The sequence below is a fragment of the Phyllobacterium sp. 1468 genome (genome assembly GCF_031455525.1).
Taxonomy (GTDB): domain Bacteria; phylum Pseudomonadota; class Alphaproteobacteria; order Rhizobiales; family Rhizobiaceae; genus Phyllobacterium.
The window spans coordinates 298,142-316,360 of record NZ_JAVDSX010000004.1 but is presented as its reverse complement, the minus strand read 5'-3'; the positions used below and the strand labels follow the sequence as shown (position 1 = coordinate 316,360).

Here is an 18,219-nt window from a genome sequence, read left to right as displayed (position 1 = left end):
AGCCGTCAAAGGTCGGTGAGAATTTCCGTCGTCTCAAGCCGTCGGGCTTCGCCGGACTTGCCAGGCAAGTCGTGCCAGCGCACCGCCAACGCTGATCAGTTGAATTCCGAGCAGCAATCCGACGAGCCATAGCGCCGTTACCGGCAGGCTTGCCCAAAGCACCAGAGAGAGCAGGACACCGACGAGTCCGCTGGCCAGCACCCAGCCCCAATAGGGAAATGGGCGGATCGTCAGCGCAAAGACGATCTTCGAGATGCCTTCGATCATGAAAAACACGATCAGGAGAAGCGTGACCGTCAACAAGCCCTGCGCCGGATCACGCAGGAAGAGAAAGCCGATAAGGAAGGCAAGGAAAACGGAGATGAGTTGCAGCCAAAAGTGCGGCACATGCCGTGCTCCCACCAGGCTGATGCCCTGCGCAACGCCACTGATGATCAACAGCCAACCCAACATGATGATGACCGCTACCGACGATAAAATGGGATAGATGATCGCCAGGACGCCTGCTGCGACAAGAAGCGCACCTTGAATGAGGTACCACAACGAGTACCGCTTGACCGTTTCCCGCATGGCCGCACGGAAAACCTCCGCAGCCGAATCCAACGACATCGTCATGATCTGCTCCACTCTCCAGTGCCCCACCCGCGGCCGAAACGGCCGTATTTGGCGATTCTGAATTCTGCATCCACGATGAACAAGTACGTAACTGTAACACATCCGACGGCTGATGCCTCTCGACCTGACGTCCATAACTCCTGTACGCAAAATTTTCGTTTGATGGTATTTGCAAACGAATTCTGCCTTATGGTTTTATCAGGTTGAACGGGATGACAGGATCGCCGTGAGCAGGTTGATATCGGAACTGTATGAGGGAAACACCAACAGGGCACACCGGTTCCGGTATGCGTTGCTGGCTTTCGATATCGCCACTGTCCTGTTCGTGATCGGCACATCCTTCCTTCCGCGGAGCCAGGTCATTGAGTGGGCAGATACCGGCATTGGATTGATTATACTGCTTGATCTGATAGCCCGCTTTTCGACCGGCGAGATGACGATGCGGTCAATCTGGCGGCCCTCCACGCTTGCGGATTTTGTCGCCGTTTTCTCTTTTCTTGCCCCGGTTACCGGAGAGGGTTTCGGATTTCTACGAATTCTTCGCACGCTTCGCCTAATTCACACCTATCAGGTTCTCGCCCGGCTGCGCATCGACTTTCCGTTTGTGCGCCAATACGAGGATGCCTTGATCGCCGTCCTCAATCTTTTGGTGTTCCTGTTCATCATGACGGGTGTGGTTTACGAGACGCAGCACCGGACCAATGCCGAGATCGCCAATTATGCCGACGCGCTCTATTTTACCGTCACCGCCCTCACGACAACGGGTTTTGGAGACATCACGCTTGAGGGAACGAGCGGCCGGTTGATATCAGTGTCGATCATGATCTTTGGCGTAACGCTGTTCTTGCGCCTTGCCCAAGTGTTGTTTCGGCCAAATAAAGTTCGCTATCTCTGTTCGACCTGCGGACTCAGCCGACATGATCCCGATGCAGTGCATTGCAAAGCGTGCGGGGCTATCGTCAATATCGAAAACGAGGGCGAAGGCTGAGAGCCCGTTTTGAAAACTCTACTGCAGCGAGTTTCCGAAAGGACTCTGCCCGATTAGCGAAGTTTGACCGAGACAAAGGGAGGGATAAAACGTGTTCTATGCCATCTTGGCCTATCATGAAGAGGAAGTGGTCGAATCATGGACCAAAGAGGAGGACGCGGCGCTGATGGCTGAACTGCTCGAGGTCAATCAGCGCCTCGTCCGCGAAAAGCTTTTAGGGCCGGCGGCACGGCTTGGTCCAACACAGCGCGCCGTGACCTTGCGTGGCAAGGGCGCCGGCGTGATCATCGACGGCCCTTTTGCCGAGACCAAAGAGCAGTTGCTCGGCCTCTACATTGTGGATTGCCCGACGCTTGAGGACGCCGTTGCGGCCGCACGCGATTTGCGCCGTGCCAATCCGACTGCCGTCTATGAAATCCGGCCAATCCTGCTCTATCGCCCGGGTGCTACGCTGCTGCCTGAACAGGAGAGTTGACAAAGCGCACTAGAGAATTCCGTTCTGAATCACGGAATTGCTCTAACTGCTTGTTTTTACGCAATTCCGGGCCAAATCGGTTCCCACTCTCGCTGGGAGTCGCTCTAGAGCTCAAACGCCGCCTGCCCCTCATCGCTCGCGGTGACGACGCTGGCGGCAAGGGCCCGGGTGATCCTCGATTTTTTTTCGAGTGCAACGCGGTCCAGCCGTTCGACAATGCGATTGGCAGTAGAGAGCGAACGCTCGATATGGCTGACAAGGAAGTTGATGACATTGGGATCAACGGCAATCTGCCGATCAGCGAAGAGCTTGTAGAGAACGCCCGAAAGCAGCATGTCGTCCGGCTCGCCGATTTCCACGGTCGTCGCGGCTTTCAGGCGCGAGGCCAGATCCGGCAAGGTCACCGGCCAGTTGGCAGGCCATTTGCGCGAGGTCATCAGCAAACTGGAGCCACTCTGGCGCACAGTGTTGATCAGGTGGAAAAGGCCGGATTCGTCGATGGGACCAGAGCCGATGTCGTCGATCAGGAATGGTCCCTTCTCACCCGATGCGTGACCGATGCTGTGCGCATCGAGAATGATGGCATCGGATTCCGCTTTCCAGACGGCGGCAAGATGGGTTTTGCCTGAGCCTGTCGGACCGGCCAACACGACGACGGGCGATATCCATGCCGGCCAGCGATCGACAATATCCACTGCGGCCATGTTGGATGCGGACACGATCAGATCGTCACGGGAATAGCCCGGTTCGTGGCCAAGATCGAGCGGCAGCTGGCGCGGTGTACTTACATCGGTCATGGAGCGATGAAATACAGCCAGCAACGCTGCACTGTCATCTGATTTCTTTGGTCTTCTCGTTTTTGCGATAGTCGCCTGTGTAGAGCGGGGATTGCTGATAGCGATGGATGACGAAGCGCACGAGAACGCCGACGGCGGCGGCGGTCGGCACGGCGATGAGCATGCCCGTGAAACCAAGCAGCGAGCCGAAGGCGAACAGCGCGAACATCAGCCAGACGGGATGGAGGCCCACGGACGAACCGACGAGCTTCGGCTGAAGAATATTGCCCTCGATGAACTGCCCAATGCCGAACGCAATGGCGACATAAAGGACATTGATGTAGTCGGGCCAGAACTGCACCAGCGCCACGCCAAGTGCCAGAAGCAGACCGACCAGCGAGCCGACATAGGGAATGAAGCTGATCAGACCGGCAAAGAGACCGATCAGCAGGCCGAAATTCAGCCCGGTAACCGTGAGACCAACCGCATATATGATACCGAGAAGGAGACACACCGTGCCCTGCCCGCGAACGAAACCGGCGATGGCCTTGTTCATATCGCGCGCTATGACGCGAACGGTGTGGACGTGTTCACGGGGGACGAGCTTGTCGATCTCGGTAACCATGCGGTCCCAGTCGAGCAGCATATAAAACGCCACAACAGGCGTGACGACGAATAACGCCACGACATCGATCAAGGTTTTACCAGAACTCCAGATCGATTGCAGCAAGGTGGTAAGGAAGCCGGCGCCCTGCTGGAGAAGCGAGTCCAGACTGCTGCGGATGACCGAAGCATCGACACCTATGAAATCCTTCAACCATTGCGAGTCGCGATTGGCGATGAGTTCCTGCAGGCGCGATACATAACTTGGCAAACGCACGATAAAATCGCTCATCTGCGAAGCGAGAACCGGCACAAGGATGATGAGCAGCAGCGCGAAGGTGACGACAAACAGGACGAGGATGACAATCGTCGCCAGCAGACGCGACAGGCCGAGACGTTGGAGATGGTCGGCGACAGGATCAAGAAAATAGGCGAGTACAAGTCCCGCGACAAAAGGCAGGAGGATCGATGAGAAGATATAAAGGAACAACGCCAGGAAAAGCATTGCGCCTGTCCAGAATACGGCTTGGCGGCGCACGCTCGCGCCAAGCGTAGTGACCTGGATATCGACATGAATGTCCTTGTCCGGGATTTCGACCGGAACAGGATCCGTTTTAGTCTTGCTTATGCTCTTGCTCATATCCCGCCATGTGTTTCGTCCACGTCATGAGATAGGCAGTCGCGGAAGCTGCGGTCAAGAGGGCGACCATCCATACTAATACCATGCGAATGCCGGCGAGTGAAAAATCAAATGCAATATCTGCCAGTGTGACGGCGACAAGGACAATCTGCAACGCCGTGTTCGCCTTGGACACCAGCAGCGGATGCATTTCCAACGGTTTGCCGATGACCGCACCGAGGAGCACCGCGCCTATAATGAAGATATCGCGTGAAACGACGATGACGACCAGCCAGACTGGCAATTCCTTGACAAAACCAAGCACCACGAACAGCGAAACCAGCAAGAGTTTGTCGGCGATGGGATCGAGATAGGCGCCGAGCTCTGACCCTTGGTTGTAGCGCCGCGCAATGAAACCATCGATGCCGTCGGAGATACCGGCGACAACGAAGCCTATCAGTGCGGCTCCGACATATCCGGACAGCAAGGCCATCACGATGAACGGAACGAGAATGAAACGGAAGATCGTGATGTAATTGGGAATTGTCACCTGGTCCGCTTCCTTAAGCAGTGTGTCTCAGGTCGTAAATGGAGAGAATGAGTGTGGTGCTCAAGCCCAAACGGCAGGCAAGATGTCGATAAGTGGCGTTTTCCTGGCCCTTGAGGTACTGAGACCTTGCAGCAGCGCCAGAGTCGTGCCATTTCGCGGGCAACAATCCGGAGCAGATCATGAATACCAAGAACGAGCCCGCCAAAGGTGGCAAGAATGGCCTTACCTACGCGCAGGCCGGCGTGGATATCGATGCCGGCAATCTGCTTGTCGAAAAGATAAAGCCGATCGTGCGTTCGACGCGCCGGCCCGGCGCTGATGGCGAAATAGGTGGTTTTGGCGGACTTTTCGACCTGAAGGCCGCAGGTTTTACCGATCCCGTGCTGGTTGCAGCCAATGACGGTGTCGGCACCAAGCTGAAAATCGCCATCGATGCGGGCGTACATGACACCGTCGGTATCGACCTCGTCGCCATGTGCGTCAATGATCTCGTCGTGCAAGGCGCGGAGCCGCTGTTCTTCCTCGACTATTTCGCCACCGGCAAGCTCGATCCGGATCAGGGCGCGGCTATCGTCAGCGGGATTGCCGAAGGCTGCCTGCAGGCCGGTTGTGCGCTGATCGGCGGTGAGACGGCGGAAATGCCCGGCATGTACCGCGACGGGGATTATGACCTTGCCGGCTTTGCCGTGGGCGCAGCCGAGCGCAATCAATTGCTGCCGTCCGGTGACATTGCCGAGGGCGATGTCATTCTCGGTCTCGCCTCCTCCGGTGTTCACTCCAACGGATTTTCACTGGTGCGGCGCATCGTCGAGCTTTCGGGCCTCGGCTGGGACGCCGACGCGCCATTCAAGACCGGCACGACGCTGGGGCAAGCGCTGCTGACGCCGACGCGAATCTATGTGAAGCCGCTGCTTGCCGCCATTCGCGAAACCAGCGCGATAAAAGCGCTGGCGCATATTACCGGCGGCGGGTTCCCGGACAATATTCCGCGCGTGCTGCCCGAGAACCTGACCGCAAGCATCGACTTGTCGGCCATCAAGGTTCCGCCCGTGTTTTCGTGGCTGGCAAAGACGGGAGGCGTCGAGCGCGATGAAATGCTGCGGACGTTCAATTGCGGTATCGGGATGATTGCCGTTGTGGCGTCCGACAATGCCGATGCGGTGCTTGCGGCTCTGAACGCACAGGGCGAACAGCCTGTGCGGCTCGGCACGATGGTCGCACGCACCGATGCCGGGGTCGTCTATCAGGGCACGCTGGCGCTGTGAACACATCAAAGAAACGTGTCGCCATCCTGATATCCGGACGCGGCTCGAATATGAGTGCGCTGATCGAAGCCGCAAAGAACGCAGATTATCCGGCGGAAATCGTTGCGGTTATCGCCAACAAGACAGACGCTGGCGGGCTGGAAGCAGCACGGGCGCAAGGCATTGCGGCCTTTGCCATTCCCCACCGCGATTTTGCATCGAAACGCGAGCATGAAAAGGCTGTTTCCCAAGCGCTGGAGACAGCGAGGGCCGATATCGTCTGCCTTGCGGGTTACATGAGAATTATCTCGCCCGAATTCGTAGCTGAGTGGGAAGGAAAGGTGCTCAATATCCACCCTTCCCTGCTGCCTCTGTTCAAAGGCCTCCACACGCATGAGCAGGTGCTCCAAGCCGGAATGCGTGTGCATGGCTGCACGGTGCACTTCGTGACAGCTGGCATGGACGAAGGGCCGATCATCGCCCAGACCGTCGTGCCCGTGAAGACCGGCGATACGCCCGACACGCTCGCCGAACGGGTGCTGTCAGTGGAGCACCAAACCTATGTGCAGGCGCTCGCGATGGTTGCAAGCGGCAAAGCCGTGATGAAGAAAGGGCGGACGGTTTTTACCGACTAGTTCGCCGCCAGCCGCACCCAGACCTTGTTATCGTGGAAGGCGGCACCGCCATTGGGTGCTGGAGCATCGGCGCCGGTCAGGACATTGATCCCCTCGCCTCGCTCGAACGCCGAATTGGCAAAGATGCCTTCGGAGATTACCACGCCGCGCTTGGTGACAGCCTGAATGCGCGCATGCACAACCACTTCGCCGCGATCATTACCGATTTCAACGCGCGCGCCGTCTTCGATACCGAGTTCGGCCGCATCTTCCGGATGGATAAGCAGCTCCGGCCGCCTTTCCTTGACCACCGAAGTCGGGGTTTCGGAGAAGGTGGAGTTCAGGAAATTATGCGCGGGAGACGTCGCCAGGCGGAAGGGGTGCTTCGCATCGGCAACTTCGATTGCCTGCCAGTAGTCCGGCCATTGCGGCAATGTTTCGAACGGACCTTGCAGGCCCATCGATTGCGGCGGCCGGTTGGGTGACGGGCCATTGGTCCAGTCCGGCTTGAAACGGAACTTGCCATCCGGCCAGCTGAACCCTTTTTCATAATGCGCCGTTTCGAAATCCGGCTGGATGTCGAGCCAGCGACTCTCCTTCAGCACATCGAAGCTTGGCAGATTGCTTGCTGCCATCATGTTATCGATGAGTGTCTTTGCGTCGAGATCGAAGCCGGGGAAATCACCAACACCGAGGCGTTTCGCAAGTTCGTTGATAACATAGAGGTTCGGGCGCGTTTCACCTGGACCATCGATCAGCTTTGGACCGAGCACGATGTGCTGCTGGCCGCCGCCGCGATAAATATCGTCATGCTCCATGAACATCGTGGCCGGTAGAACGACATCGGCTAGTTTGGCGGTGTCGGTCATAAACTGCTCATGCACGGCCATGAACAGATCATCGCGCAGCATACCTTGTTTCACCAGACGCTGTTCCGGAGCGACATTGGCAGGGTTGGTATTCTGCACCAGCATCGCCATGACTGGCGGGCCGCCATAGAGCGCGGCCGGATCGCCGGTGAGCGCCGGTCCGATTTTGCACTGGTCGATGTGCCGGACTGACGGGTCGGCAAATGCACGGCCCTCGATTTCCCGCTTGTCCATGCGGAAAATACCTGAATTCGAATGGAAGCCGCCGCCGCCCTCATATTTCCAGGCGCCGGTGACAGCCGGAATCGACAGCGCCGCATGCATGTTGACTGCACCGTTACGCTGGCGGGCAAAGCCATAGCCGAGACGGAAGAATGTCCGCTTGGTAGTGCCGACGAGCCGGGCGAACTCTTCGATCTCGGCGATGGTGAGACCGGTGATCGCAGCGGCCCATTCCGGCGTGCGCTCCTTCAAATGTTGCTCGAGTCCCTTCGGATCGTCGGTATAGGCGTTGAGATAGCCCCAATCGGCAAGGCCATCGCGAAACAGCACGTGCATGACGGCACAGGCAAATGCACCGTCGGTTCCGGGTTTGAGGACAAGCCCCAAGTCCGCCTGGCGGACGGTCGCGGTCTCATAGATGTCGATGGCGACAATCTTGGCACCGCGATCCTTGCGGGCGCGGACGGCATGGGTCATGACATTGACCTGTGTCGCCGCAGCATTGGTGCCCCAGATCACAACACAATCAGACTTTGCCATTTCGCGCGGATCAACACCGCCGAGCTTGCCGGTGCCGGCGAAAAAGCCGGTCCAGGCCAGGTTGGTGCAAATGCTGTCGAACTGGTTGGAATATTTCTTGGCGTGGCGCAGGCGATGGATCGAATCGCGCTGCACAAGCCCCATGGTGCCGGCATAATAATAGGGCCAGACACTCTCAGAGCCGTATTCGGCTTCCGCTTTCAGAAACCGTTCAGCGATCAGGTCGAGCGCCGCATCCCAACTCGCCTCTTTCCATATGCCCTCGCCTTTGGCGCCGGCACGAATGACGGGTTTCAGCAGCCGTTCAGGGTGATGAATGCGCTCGGCATAGCGGGCTACCTTGGCGCAGATGACGCCAGCCGTGTAGCTATTCTCTTTCGCACCGCGCACGCGGCCGATATGTCCCGTATCGAGTATCTCGATATCAAGGGCGCAGGTCGAAGGGCAGTCGTGGGGACAGGCGGAATGGCCCGTGCGGAGCAGGACAGGTTTGTTCATGGGATATGCATAGCGCAAATTCCGGCTGTCACAAATGCTGCTTTTTGTCTTGGTGACAAGCTTGACGCCCGCACGATGCGCTGATAGTTAAGCAACTACTTTAGTTTCATCTCGGGAGGAATGAAATGTCGCTGAGGCTGTATTATCATCCGCTATCGTCATTCTGCATGAAGGTGCTGACCGCGCTTTATGAGAAAGACCTGTCCTTCGAGAAGGATGTCGTTGATTTCATGGACCCGGTGGCAAGCGCGAGCTTCACCGAGGTCTGGCCGATCCGGCAATTTCCAGTCCTCCGGGACGACGCGCGCGGCAAGACGATTCCTGAATCCAGCCTGATCATCGAATATCTCGACCTGCATTATCCGGGGAAAGCGCAGATGCTCCCAGCCGATATCGAGCCGGCATTCAGGGCGCGGCAGCTCGACAGATTTTTCGATCTGCATGTCCAGGTGCCGATGCAGAAGATCGTGACTGATAATTTCCGGCCGGAGGGCCAGAACGACGCGTTCGGAGTCAACGAGTGCAAAAAGAAACTCACGGTTGCCTATGGCATTCTGGAAAAGGAACTTTCGAACACCGTTTGGGCGACTGGCGATCATTACACAATGGCGGACTGTGCGGCTTCACCGGCACTTTTCTATGCCAATCTGACGGTCCCGCTCGGTGGCGAACATCCGAACGTATCGCGTTATCTGGACAGACTGATGAACCGGCCATCCTTTGCGAGAGCCTTGGAGGAAGCACAGCCCTATTTCCACATGCGGCCGGAGTAGCGCTCTTTGTTCAAACGAGCAGGTGCTGCACCCGCTCAATCGCCCAATGATAGAAACTTCCCGGCTCTGCAGGCAGATCTGTCGGCTTCTTCTTATGAATATGGAACCCGATGAAGTCTTTGTGACGTGTCGGTTCCAAGCCGTATCTCGGGTCGAATATGCGAAGTGCATCCCGACCCGTCCAATAGTAGAAACTTTGTTTCGGAGCAGCTTCTGTGAAAAAACCGTGCCGGCGTGCCAGACGTGAGATGCCGTCATTGCCAAAGACGGTATGGCCGATCATTGCCGTCGTAACTTCTTTGCCGTTCCAGCGGGCCAGGGCCGGCTTGATCACCCGACGGTGAAAGCCGAGCCAATCGGGGAGAACCTCGGTTCCCTGGATATAGGCGACAAAATCGGCGATGATAGGATTACCCATTGGCAGATATAGCGCGGAAACGCCGAGCCTCGTCAGAGTATCATGCGCGAGATATGGTTTGTCCGGTGCAGGGAGAAACGGTTTGAACAGGTAAACATCCGTATCGAGCCAAGCTCCCTGGTCGTATTTCATCAACATCACCCGGAACAGATCGCTGAACTGGAGGATCGAAACACCGGGTGTCGTGGCCGGAAAATTACGGTTGATTCGCGCGAAGGTGTCACGGGAAAGGATCTGCCCGGCATCGTGAACTTCGATGCCAGCCGGTATGTTATCAATCTTGCCGAACGAAAAAAGCTTTACGCGATGCCCTGCCAAGAGCATTGATGCCAGACATATTCGGTCAACAAAACGAAGAGAGGGACCGAACCAGAAGGTGCAAATATCCAAGATTTATCCAAGTCTGAATAGGCCCGCGCAAAAATGCGTACCCGCAGATAGGGCGCACATCCAATGTTTGCCAGTAGATTACAAAAATTTAAGCCAGGCGCATGACCGCGGCACCCATTGCGATCAAAGCTACAGCCGCAAGGCGCTTCGGCCCGACGCTTTCCTTGAGAATGAATGCCGAAATAGCCACTGCAAACAGGATCGCCGTTTCCCGTAGAGCGGCAACCGCAGCAACTGGCGCCATGGTCATGGCCCAAAGCGCGAGGCCGTAGGAGCCAAGCGTGCCTACGCCGCCGATCGTTGCAAGACGGGTTCGCTTGAGGAAATGCGGCCACAATTCACCCGGGCGCATGATCATCGTCCAGACGAACAACGGCACCGCATTCAGCACAAACACCCACATCGTATAGGAAGCCGGAGCGCCCGAGTGACGAACTCCAACGCCGTCGATCAGCGTATAGGACGCAATCACAACGGCGTTGATGAGCGCAAGGATGGTGGTGGCGCGATTTGAGCCGGCGCGCCGCCGCGACTCCAGCGCCAGTGCAAGGACGCCGCCACAGATGAGCGCAATTCCCGCCCACTTTTGCACGGAAAGCACTTCGCCGATCAATGGACCGCTGGCGATGGCAACGATCAAGGGCGCAGTGCCGCGCATGATCGGATAAGCCTGGCTCATATCACCGCTGCGATACGCCGCCGCGACCAGCGCAAGATAGATGACCTGCGCGACACCGGAAGCGGCGAGGAAAGGCCAGCTTTCGCGGGCTGGCGGTGTTAAAAATGGCAGGCAGATGGCCGCGATGATGCCGGCAGACGTGACGACGACGACAGTGTTCAGGAACTTGTTGCCCTCGGATTTGACAACGGCATTCCAGCTTGCATGCATGAGTGCTGCAAACAGAACGAGGAGGACGACGGTTCCGGACATTATTGCTCACCCGCAGCACGCCAGCGATACGAGTGTGCCTGATGCGCTGTATGACAGATTTGCGACAGATGGCAAATTCGATAAGCTGGAGTTCAACATCAAAGAAAATGAAGAAGTACCAAGCCCGCTTGCGACCCGGCTCGCGCCATGAGAGAAGCCCAGCATGAACTACCGCCACGCCTATCATGCCGGCAATTTTGCCGACGTGGTCAAACACATCATCCTGACGCGAATTGTGCTCTATCTCCAACGCAAGGAGCAAGCCTTTCGCGTTATCGATACCCATGCGGGCATAGGCCGCTACGATCTTGGCGGTGTCGAAGCTGGCAAGACCGGCGAGTGGCGGAACGGCGTCGGACGGCTGCTCGACGCCACGATCGACGCCAAGGTTGCGGAACTCATCCAGCCCTATCTCGATATTGTACGCGCCGAAAATGCGGATGGAGAGATCCGACACTATCCGGGGTCGCCGCTGATCGTGCGGCATCTTCTGCGGCGGCAGGACCGGCTTTCCGCGCTGGAATTGCATCCGGAAGATGCCGCGTTGTTGACCGAGACGTTCGAGGGCGATGTGCAAGTCCGTGTGACCAAGCTGGACGGCTGGCTGGCGCTCGGCGCGCACGTGCCGCCGAAGGAAAAACGCGGGCTTGTCCTCGTCGATCCACCGTTCGAGGTGTCGGGTGAATTCGACCGTCTCGTCGACGGGCTGGTGCGGGCGCACAAGCGCTTTTCCGGTGGAACCTTCGCTTTGTGGTACCCAGTCAAGGACCGGCAAGAAGTCCGGCGGTTTGTAGCCGCGCTGCACAATACCGGCATCCCCAAGATATTGCGGACCGAACTCATGATTCGCCCAGCCTCGCCGGAACCGCGGATGGATGGCACCGGCATGATCGTCATCAACCCACCCTTTACGCTCGATAGCGAACTGCGCATCGTGCTGCCAGCGTTGTCGAAAATCCTCAGTGAAGAACAGAATGCAGGTTTCACGCTCGAATGGATACGCGGCGAGTAACTTGTCGCTTGACCGAAGGCAACGGCTGGTTGAGATTGCGACCAACGAGATTTCACGGAGAGTGATCCTATGACACGCGTATCATCGTTTCTTGCTGCAAGCTTCGCCGTGGGCGTCGCGCTGGCATCGGCTGCCGCTCCGGCGCGGGCAGCAGACTATGTGGAAAGCGGACCCGGTTATGACGATACGTGCGGGCAGGCGCGCGTCCTCAATCGCATCATCAACAGATTTTCCTATCAGGTAAGGCATGTACCAAACCTGCCTCAAGTCGGGATTCAAGATTTCACCGACGTGCGCTTGACTCACTTTGAGCCTAGCCGCGATCCGGACATGGATGCCGTGGCGCGCCATTACTGCCGCGCGACTGCACATCTCTCGGACGGTGATCAACGTCCGGTTTGGTATCTGGTCGAAGAAGGCCAAGGTTTCGTCGGCATCGGCAACAATGTTGAATTCTGCGTTTCCGGATTTGATCGCTGGCACGTCTACAACGGCAATTGCCGCACGCTTTACTAATCAAGCCAAAGCATGCCGATCGGTAAGCTGGCTCGCTATGCGCTGTTTGCGGCTCTGATCGGCATTTCAATACTTTCCTATCTGCGCGAAGAGAATGCGCCGGTAACGAATGCTCCTATCGCGCCTCCTCCGGACACGCCGATGGAGCGGCAGGCCGGGCAGCCCTCGTCACTGCCCTCCGGTACGGGCTTCGACTACTATGTGCTGGCGCTTTCCTGGTCGCCGAGTTATTGCGCGGCGGAAGGCCCGAATGCCAATCGGCAACAATGTTCGTCAGGGCGGCCGTACGGATTTGTCGTGCATGGGCTCTGGCCGCAATATGAACGGGGTTATCCGCAGGATTGCGATACATCGCAGCCGCGCAACGTTCCCTATGCCCAAGCCAAACAATTGTCCGATATCATGCCGTCGCCCGGCCTCATTACCTATGAGTGGCGCAAACATGGCTCCTGTACCGGCCTCACCCAGCAGGACTATTTCTCCGTGATGCGCCAGGCAGTCCGGCGTGTTGCGATCCCAGCCCCCTACCGCCAGCCCACATCGCGCGCGCCGGTCAATCCCCAGGTACTGGAACAGGCCTTTGTTTCCGCCAATCCCGGACTTGCCAAAGACGGCATTGCCGTAATCTGCGACAGCGATTATTTCCGGGAAGTGCGCGTTTGCCTGACAAAGGAGCTGAACTTCCGCTCCTGTCCTGAGGTCGAGCGGTCATCTTGCAGGCGGCGTTCCGTGGATATGCCCGCTGCGCAATAATCAGGCAAAATGCCACTCTTTGCGAAAGCCCACTGCAGGTTTACGGTTCGGCACCGAATCGCAATCAACGGGAGTTCACCGTGCCGAAAATTCTATATTCCCCCGCCTCGCCCTATAGTACCAAGGTCCGCATGACGGCGCTTTACGCGGGAGTCCCTGTCGAGAATGTGCTGGTGGACAGCAACGCTGAACCGGTGGAATTGGTCAGCGCCAATCCTCTCGGCAAGATTCCAACGCTCATTCTGGATGACGGCAAGGCAATCTTCGACAGCCGCGTCATCACGCAATACCTGAACCGCGTCTCGGGCAACAAGATTTTCCCGCGCAATGCCGAAAAGCGGCTTGAGGCCGAACAACTGGAATCGGTTGCCGACGGGCTTTGCGATGTGCTGCTCGCGCACGTCTATGAACGCCGCTTCCATCCGGAGGAAAAGATCCATCAGCCATGGCTCGACCGCCAGTGGGGCAAGGCAATCCGCGTGCTTGATCACCTCAACGCCGCACCGCCGCGTCTCGGCAAGAAAATTCATGGCGGACATATCGCGCTTGCGGCAGCCCTCGCCTATGCGAGCCTGCGTTTTGAAGGCAAATGGGAAAAGGGCCGTTCGAAGCTCAAGCGCTGGCAAAAGCGCTTTGAGGAATTGCATCCGGACTTGGCCGCCCTTCTGCCGAAATAAGCGCAAAAAAGAGCCGGGCGGTTTCCCGCCCGGCTCTTTTCAGATCAGTCGTGGCTTAGAACTTGTAACCAACACCGACACGAATTTCGTTCGTTGTCAGCTTGCTGGAAACGTCGTCAAGACCGCCGAGGTCGAAGTCTTTCTTGCCATAATCGCTGTAGCGATATTCGACGCGGCCTACGATGTTCTGGGTAAACTTGGCTTCGGCACCGGCACCAACTGTCCAGCCGACGCGCGTGTTCGAATCACTGCCCGTATCCGACGACAGTTTGCTGTTGGTCACGGCGAGACCGCCTGTGCCGTACAACAGAACCGGGTCAAGTGCGATACCGGCGCGAGCACGAACCGAGCCCTCTACGCCCTGCTTCGCCTTGATGCCGCCACGGGTCTCGTCACCACCGGAGTAGCCGAGATCCGCTTCACCACCATAGACGAACTGGCCGTTCTGGAAGTTGTAACCACCGTAAGCGCCGCCCTGGAAACCGTCTGCGTTGATGTTGCCAGCATCGTCGGTCTTGTGCTTGTTCCAGCCGTAACCGCCGTAAGCGCCGAGGTAAGCGCCGGACCAATCAGCAGCAGCCGGTGCTTCGATAGGAGCCGGTGCAGGTGGCTGCTCCTGGATGGCGTCGGCGGCAAATACTGGAGCGGAGAGCGCGAACACTGCCGCGGTAGCGAGGATCGTTGTTTTAAGAGTGCGCATGGCAATCTCCTTTTTTAAACTCTTTTACACGGAGCGGGCACTGGTTGGGGGGAAGAACCAAGAATTGCATCCGCTTGACAGGGCAGACATTCGCTTTGCATTGTGGCGGCACTTGCGCCGCACTGTGAAAAGAAACTGTCGAGAAAATGGCGGAAATGCGATGTGTTTTTTCTGCAACATCGCAAATTCTTCAATGATTTCAATGCCAATGTAGTAAGCCGGTAACATAGATGCCGATCGATATTTGAGAGAAATTTAGTCGAAAGTCTCGCGATATTGCAGTGCAATATATTACACTTAATGGATGCTTAAGTTTTGCTTTCGACTTGGATCACAGGAGGATGTTGTGTTGCTATACGACCCGCGCCCGCCTTGGCGCAGATAAACATCGACGATCGATTGCATCTGTTCACTACTGACAGTGTTGCGGCCTTTCACTCTCGCGCTTTCATGCTGCGATCCCTATATTCGTGACTGAATCGCCGCATGAGGGAGCCCACCACTTGAAGACTGATCAGCCCGTTGTTCTTGTAACCGGTGGCGCAAAGCGGATCGGCAAGGCAATTGTCCAGGATCTGGCTGCACATGGCTTTGCCGTGGCGATTCATTGCAATCATTCCCGCGACGAGGGCGAAGAGCTCTTGACGGACATCTATGCGGCGGGTGGCACCGCCTGCGTGGTGCAGGCCGATCTTTCCGATAGCAATGCAGTCCGCCGCCTTGTTCGCGACGCACAGGATCAACTGGGGCCTGTGCAATTGCTGGTCAACAATGCTTCGCTTTTTCAGGAAGACGGCATCGGTAATCTGGCAGACGACACAATCTGGGACCGTCATTTCGCCGTGCACGTCAAGGCACCCGTCCTGCTCGCGGATGCGATGGCAACGGCGTTGCCGGCAGGCAAGGACGGTCTCGTTGTCAATATGATCGACCAGCGCATCTGGAAGCTCACGCCGCAATTCATATCCTATACCTTATCCAAATCGGCTTTATGGACTGCCACGCAGACGCTTGCCCAAGCTCTCGCACCACGGATCCGGGTCAATGGCATAGCGCCTGGGCCAACAATGCCGAGTGACAGGCAGAGCCAGGCCGACTTCGATCGGCAGGTAAGCACGCTCCTCTTGAAGCATGGGCCCGATCTGTCAGAATTCGGCCGTACGATCCGCTATCTATGGGAAACACCATCTATTACGGGGCAAATGATCGCTCTCGACGGAGGGCAGCATCTGGCTTGGCAGACGCCGGATGTTTCAGGGATAGCAGAATGAACGACCCGGCAAATCAATCCAGCCCAAAACAGTTTCTTTCCGACGATGTGAGAGAAGATGGTGTCGACTTGCCACTCGGCGAGGATCTGGACGAACCAATCGAGGATAGCAGCGAACCTGTGCGGGACGTAGCGGCTCTGATCGGTGCCATTGAGTGGGATTCGACGATTGTCAGCGATGGAACAAGCGGCGCCGATGTCATCGCTGCGCTGGTCAAGCGCCTGCCAAACAAGCCGGGCGTCTATCGCATGTTCAACGAGGCCGGCGACGTGCTTTATGTGGGCAAAGCGCACAGCCTTAAGAAGCGTGTTTCCAACTACGCCCGCGGTCAGGGCCACAACAATCGCATCGCACGGATGATTCGCGAAACCACGAAAATGGAGTTCGTCGTCACCCGCACTGAGACGGAAGCACTGCTTCTGGAAGCCAACCTGATCAAGCGGTTACGGCCGCGGTTTAATGTGCTGATGCGGGACGACAAGTCGTTTCCGTACATCCTCCTCACAGCCCCCAAGCAGACTGATCGGCGGCTCGCGCCTGGAATTTTCAAGCATCGGGGCGCTCGCTCAAGTAGAGGCGATTATTTCGGACCCTTCGCATCGGCGGGGGCAGTCGGGCGCACGATCAATGCTTTGCAGCGTGCATTCCTTCTGCGCACCTGCACGGATTCGTTCTATGAAAACCGCACGCGCCCTTGTCTGCTCTACCAGATCAAGCGCTGCTCCGGCCCCTGCACGGGAGAAATCAGCGAAGCGGACTATGACGAACTGGTCAGCGAAACCAAGGCGTTTCTTTCCGGCAAAAGCCAGGCTGTGAAAACGCATCTGTCGAATGCGATGCGCGAGGCTTCGGCAGACCTCGATTTCGAGCGGGCAGCCATATATCGCGATCGCCTGTCGGCGCTTTCGCACGTTCAGGCCCATTCGGGCATCAATCCGCAATCGGTGGAAGAAGCCGACGTTTTCGCCATCTATCAGGATGGCGGGGTGACCTGCATCCAGGTGTTTTTCTTTCGAACCGGCCAGAACTGGGGCAACCGCGCCTATTATCCCAAGGCGGATTCATCGCTCTCGGGCGCGGAGGTGCTCGGCGCGTTCCTGTCGCAGTTCTATGATGACAAGCCCTGCCCTGCATTGATCATGCTTTCCGAAACGGTGGAAGATCAGGAATTGCTTGGCGTTGCGCTGACGGCGAAATCGGATCGCAAGGTCACGATCACAGTTCCGCAGCGCGGCGAGAAACGCGATCTGGTCGAGCACGCTCTTAGCAATGCACGCGAAGCGCTTGGCCGCCAGTTGGCGGAGACCTCATCGCAATCACGCCTGCTCAAGGGTGTGGCTGAGACCTTCGGGCTGGAGAAAACACCACGACGCATCGAGGTTTACGACAACTCTCATATCATGGGAACCAACGCCATTGGCGCGATGATTGTGGCGGGTCCAGAAGGTTTCGTAAAAAATCAGTATCGCAAGTTCAATATCCGCTCGACCGAGATCACGCCTGGCGACGATTTCGGCATGATGCGCGAGGTGATCGAGCGGCGTTTCAGCCGACTGGTCAAAGAGCACGGTACGCCGGAAACCAAGGATGCGCCGGCGGAGGATGTGGAGGTCGATGAATTTGACGATGATTCCGATGCTTTCCCGGCTTGGCCTGACATAATCCTTATCGACGGCGGTCAAGGTCAGATGAGCGCGGTGCGCGGTATCCTGCAGGAGATGGGCATTGCCGACAAGGTGACCGCCATCGGTGTTGCCAAGGGCGTCGATCGCGACGCAGGGCGCGAACGGTTCTTCATGGAGGGTAAGCCCTCCTTTACCCTTCCACCGCGTGATCCGGTTCTGTATTTCCTGCAGCGTCTGCGCGACGAGGCCCACCGTTTTGCTATCGGCACGCACCGGGCCAAACGAAAGAAGGAGATGGTAAAGAATCCGCTGGATGAAATCGCCGGGATCGGCCCCTCGCGCAAGCGCGCTTTGTTGCATCAATTTGGTACGGCAAAGGCGGTTTCGCGAGCGGCTGTCGAAGATTTGATGAAGGTCGACGGTATATCTGAAGCCATGGCCATTACAATTCGCGATCATTTTCGTACATAGGACTCTAACTATTGTAATCGGGACATAAATGCGCCCGACTCCCCGCTGATGAGCTTGACGTTTGACGGT

The 18,219-nt window shown here is 57.3% G+C and carries 19 protein-coding genes; 11 read left to right on the top strand and 8 right to left on the bottom strand.

What is annotated here, in order from left to right; all coding sequences use genetic code 11:
• Nucleotides 1-33: 33 nt before the first annotated feature.
• On the bottom strand, nt 34-615 hold the full coding sequence (locus tag J2X72_RS13560; protein WP_310072690.1) for an HdeD family acid-resistance protein: 582 nt from the start codon (nt 613-615) through the stop codon (nt 34-36).
• 226 nt (nt 616-841) lie between these two features.
• Between J2X72_RS13560 and J2X72_RS13555 the strand changes: the two genes are divergently transcribed.
• Together J2X72_RS13555 and J2X72_RS13550 are read left to right on the top strand one after the other, a co-directional pair.
• Complete coding sequence (locus J2X72_RS13555; RefSeq protein WP_310072688.1) at nt 842-1,603, top strand: potassium channel family protein; 762 nt, start codon at nt 842-844, stop codon at nt 1,601-1,603.
• A 91-nt stretch (nt 1,604-1,694) separates the two neighbouring features.
• Entirely contained in the window at nt 1,695-2,078 is a 384-nt protein-coding gene (locus tag J2X72_RS13550; protein ID WP_210002148.1) for a YciI family protein, read from the top strand.
• 104 nt (nt 2,079-2,182) lie between these two features.
• Here the strand turns inward: J2X72_RS13550 and hdaA are convergent, their stop codons facing one another.
• Genes hdaA through J2X72_RS13535 form a run of 3 tightly spaced genes read right to left on the bottom strand, consistent with a single transcriptional unit; the run spans nt 2,183 to nt 4,626 of the window.
• The gene (gene hdaA, locus J2X72_RS13545; protein WP_310072687.1) at nt 2,183-2,875 is read right to left on the bottom strand and encodes a DnaA regulatory inactivator HdaA; all 693 of its coding nucleotides are present in this window, start codon (nt 2,873-2,875) and stop codon (nt 2,183-2,185) included.
• 34 nt (nt 2,876-2,909) lie between these two features.
• Nucleotides 2,910-4,097, bottom strand: coding sequence for an AI-2E family transporter (locus J2X72_RS13540; protein ID WP_210002144.1), 1,188 nt, complete (start codon nt 4,095-4,097; stop codon nt 2,910-2,912).
• A complete protein-coding gene (locus J2X72_RS13535) occupies nt 4,072-4,626 on the bottom strand; it encodes a CDP-alcohol phosphatidyltransferase family protein (RefSeq protein WP_310072685.1) in 555 nt (184 codons plus the stop codon). The genes J2X72_RS13540 and J2X72_RS13535 overlap by 26 nt, the downstream gene beginning before the upstream one ends.
• Nucleotides 4,627-4,805: 179 nt before the next feature.
• Here J2X72_RS13535 and purM point away from each other — a divergent pair, with 179 nt between their 5' ends.
• Together purM and purN are read left to right on the top strand one after the other, a co-directional pair.
• Nucleotides 4,806-5,891 (top strand): phosphoribosylformylglycinamidine cyclo-ligase, encoded by a 1,086-nt coding sequence (gene purM, locus J2X72_RS13530; RefSeq protein WP_310072683.1) that lies wholly within the window; start codon nt 4,806-4,808, stop codon nt 5,889-5,891.
• Nucleotides 5,888-6,505, top strand: a complete 618-nt coding sequence (purN, locus tag J2X72_RS13525; RefSeq protein WP_310072681.1) for a phosphoribosylglycinamide formyltransferase — start codon at nt 5,888-5,890, stop codon at nt 6,503-6,505. Before purM ends, purN begins: the two co-directional genes overlap by 4 nt.
• Here the strand turns inward: purN and J2X72_RS13520 are convergent.
• Complete coding sequence (locus J2X72_RS13520; protein WP_310072680.1) at nt 6,502-8,613, bottom strand: molybdopterin oxidoreductase family protein; 2,112 nt, start codon at nt 8,611-8,613, stop codon at nt 6,502-6,504. The genes purN and J2X72_RS13520 overlap by 4 nt on opposite strands.
• Nucleotides 8,614-8,738: 125 nt before the next feature.
• On the opposite strand from J2X72_RS13520, the gene J2X72_RS13515 reads away from it, so the two are divergent.
• Nucleotides 8,739-9,386 (top strand): glutathione S-transferase family protein, encoded by a 648-nt coding sequence (locus J2X72_RS13515; RefSeq protein ID WP_310072678.1) that lies wholly within the window; start codon nt 8,739-8,741, stop codon nt 9,384-9,386.
• 10 nt (nt 9,387-9,396) lie between these two features.
• On the opposite strand, the gene J2X72_RS13510 is transcribed toward J2X72_RS13515, so the two are convergent.
• Together J2X72_RS13510 and J2X72_RS13505 are read right to left on the bottom strand one after the other, a co-directional pair.
• The gene (locus J2X72_RS13510; RefSeq protein ID WP_210002132.1) at nt 9,397-10,194 is read right to left on the bottom strand and encodes a hypothetical protein; all 798 of its coding nucleotides are present in this window, start codon (nt 10,192-10,194) and stop codon (nt 9,397-9,399) included.
• A gap of 88 nt (nt 10,195-10,282) precedes the next feature.
• Nucleotides 10,283-11,125: an EamA family transporter gene (locus tag J2X72_RS13505; RefSeq protein WP_210002130.1), complete on the bottom strand. Its 843-nt coding sequence runs from the start codon at nt 11,123-11,125 to the stop codon at nt 10,283-10,285.
• 163 nt (nt 11,126-11,288) lie between these two features.
• On the opposite strand from J2X72_RS13505, the gene J2X72_RS13500 reads away from it, so the two are divergent.
• The 4 genes from J2X72_RS13500 (at nt 11,289) to J2X72_RS13485 (ending at nt 14,083) form a co-directional block, all read left to right on the top strand.
• Nucleotides 11,289-12,137 (top strand): 23S rRNA (adenine(2030)-N(6))-methyltransferase RlmJ, encoded by an 849-nt coding sequence (locus tag J2X72_RS13500; RefSeq protein ID WP_210002129.1) that lies wholly within the window; start codon nt 11,289-11,291, stop codon nt 12,135-12,137.
• 69 nt (nt 12,138-12,206) lie between these two features.
• A complete protein-coding gene (locus J2X72_RS13495) occupies nt 12,207-12,653 on the top strand; it encodes a hypothetical protein (protein ID WP_210002126.1) in 447 nt (148 codons plus the stop codon).
• A 12-nt stretch (nt 12,654-12,665) separates the two neighbouring features.
• Complete coding sequence (locus tag J2X72_RS13490) at nt 12,666-13,406, top strand: ribonuclease T2 family protein (RefSeq protein WP_310072673.1); 741 nt, start codon at nt 12,666-12,668, stop codon at nt 13,404-13,406.
• 80 nt (nt 13,407-13,486) lie between these two features.
• Nucleotides 13,487-14,083: a glutathione S-transferase gene (locus J2X72_RS13485; RefSeq protein ID WP_210002122.1), complete on the top strand. Its 597-nt coding sequence runs from the start codon at nt 13,487-13,489 to the stop codon at nt 14,081-14,083.
• 55 nt (nt 14,084-14,138) lie between these two features.
• On the opposite strand, the gene J2X72_RS13480 is transcribed toward J2X72_RS13485, so the two are convergent.
• Nucleotides 14,139-14,783: a porin family protein gene (locus tag J2X72_RS13480; protein WP_310072670.1), complete on the bottom strand. Its 645-nt coding sequence runs from the start codon at nt 14,781-14,783 to the stop codon at nt 14,139-14,141.
• A 503-nt stretch (nt 14,784-15,286) separates the two neighbouring features.
• Here J2X72_RS13480 and J2X72_RS13475 point away from each other — a divergent pair.
• On the top strand, nt 15,287-16,054 hold the full coding sequence (locus J2X72_RS13475) for an SDR family oxidoreductase (protein WP_310072668.1): 768 nt from the start codon (nt 15,287-15,289) through the stop codon (nt 16,052-16,054).
• The gene (uvrC, locus tag J2X72_RS13470; protein WP_405044710.1) at nt 16,051-18,150 is read left to right on the top strand and encodes an excinuclease ABC subunit UvrC; all 2,100 of its coding nucleotides are present in this window, start codon (nt 16,051-16,053) and stop codon (nt 18,148-18,150) included. The genes J2X72_RS13475 and uvrC overlap by 4 nt, the downstream gene beginning before the upstream one ends.
• Nucleotides 18,151-18,219 lie beyond the last annotated feature (69 nt).

Excerpts from the sequence above, each read along its gene's own strand:
- J2X72_RS13540 (WP_210002144.1), bottom strand. The coding sequence starts at position 4,097 with ATGAGCAAGAGCATAAGCAAGACTAAAACGGATCCTGTTCCGGTCGAA.
- J2X72_RS13560 (WP_310072690.1), bottom strand. The coding sequence starts at position 615 with ATGACGATGTCGTTGGATTCGGCTGCGGAGGTTTTCCGTGCGGCCATG.
- purM (WP_310072683.1), top strand. The coding sequence starts at position 4,806 with ATGAATACCAAGAACGAGCCCGCCAAAGGTGGCAAGAATGGCCTTACC.
- J2X72_RS13520 (WP_310072680.1), bottom strand. The coding sequence starts at position 8,613 with ATGAACAAACCTGTCCTGCTCCGCACGGGCCATTCCGCCTGTCCCCAC.
- J2X72_RS13490 (WP_310072673.1), top strand. The coding sequence starts at position 12,666 with ATGCCGATCGGTAAGCTGGCTCGCTATGCGCTGTTTGCGGCTCTGATC.
- hdaA (WP_310072687.1), bottom strand. The coding sequence starts at position 2,875 with ATGACCGATGTAAGTACACCGCGCCAGCTGCCGCTCGATCTTGGCCAC.
- J2X72_RS13500 (WP_210002129.1), top strand. The coding sequence starts at position 11,289 with ATGAACTACCGCCACGCCTATCATGCCGGCAATTTTGCCGACGTGGTC.
- J2X72_RS13515 (WP_310072678.1), top strand. The coding sequence starts at position 8,739 with ATGTCGCTGAGGCTGTATTATCATCCGCTATCGTCATTCTGCATGAAG.
- J2X72_RS13480 (WP_310072670.1), bottom strand. The coding sequence starts at position 14,783 with ATGCGCACTCTTAAAACAACGATCCTCGCTACCGCGGCAGTGTTCGCG.
- J2X72_RS13495 (WP_210002126.1), top strand. The coding sequence starts at position 12,207 with ATGACACGCGTATCATCGTTTCTTGCTGCAAGCTTCGCCGTGGGCGTC.
- J2X72_RS13505 (WP_210002130.1), bottom strand. The coding sequence starts at position 11,125 with ATGTCCGGAACCGTCGTCCTCCTCGTTCTGTTTGCAGCACTCATGCAT.
- uvrC (WP_405044710.1), top strand. The coding sequence starts at position 16,051 with ATGAACGACCCGGCAAATCAATCCAGCCCAAAACAGTTTCTTTCCGAC.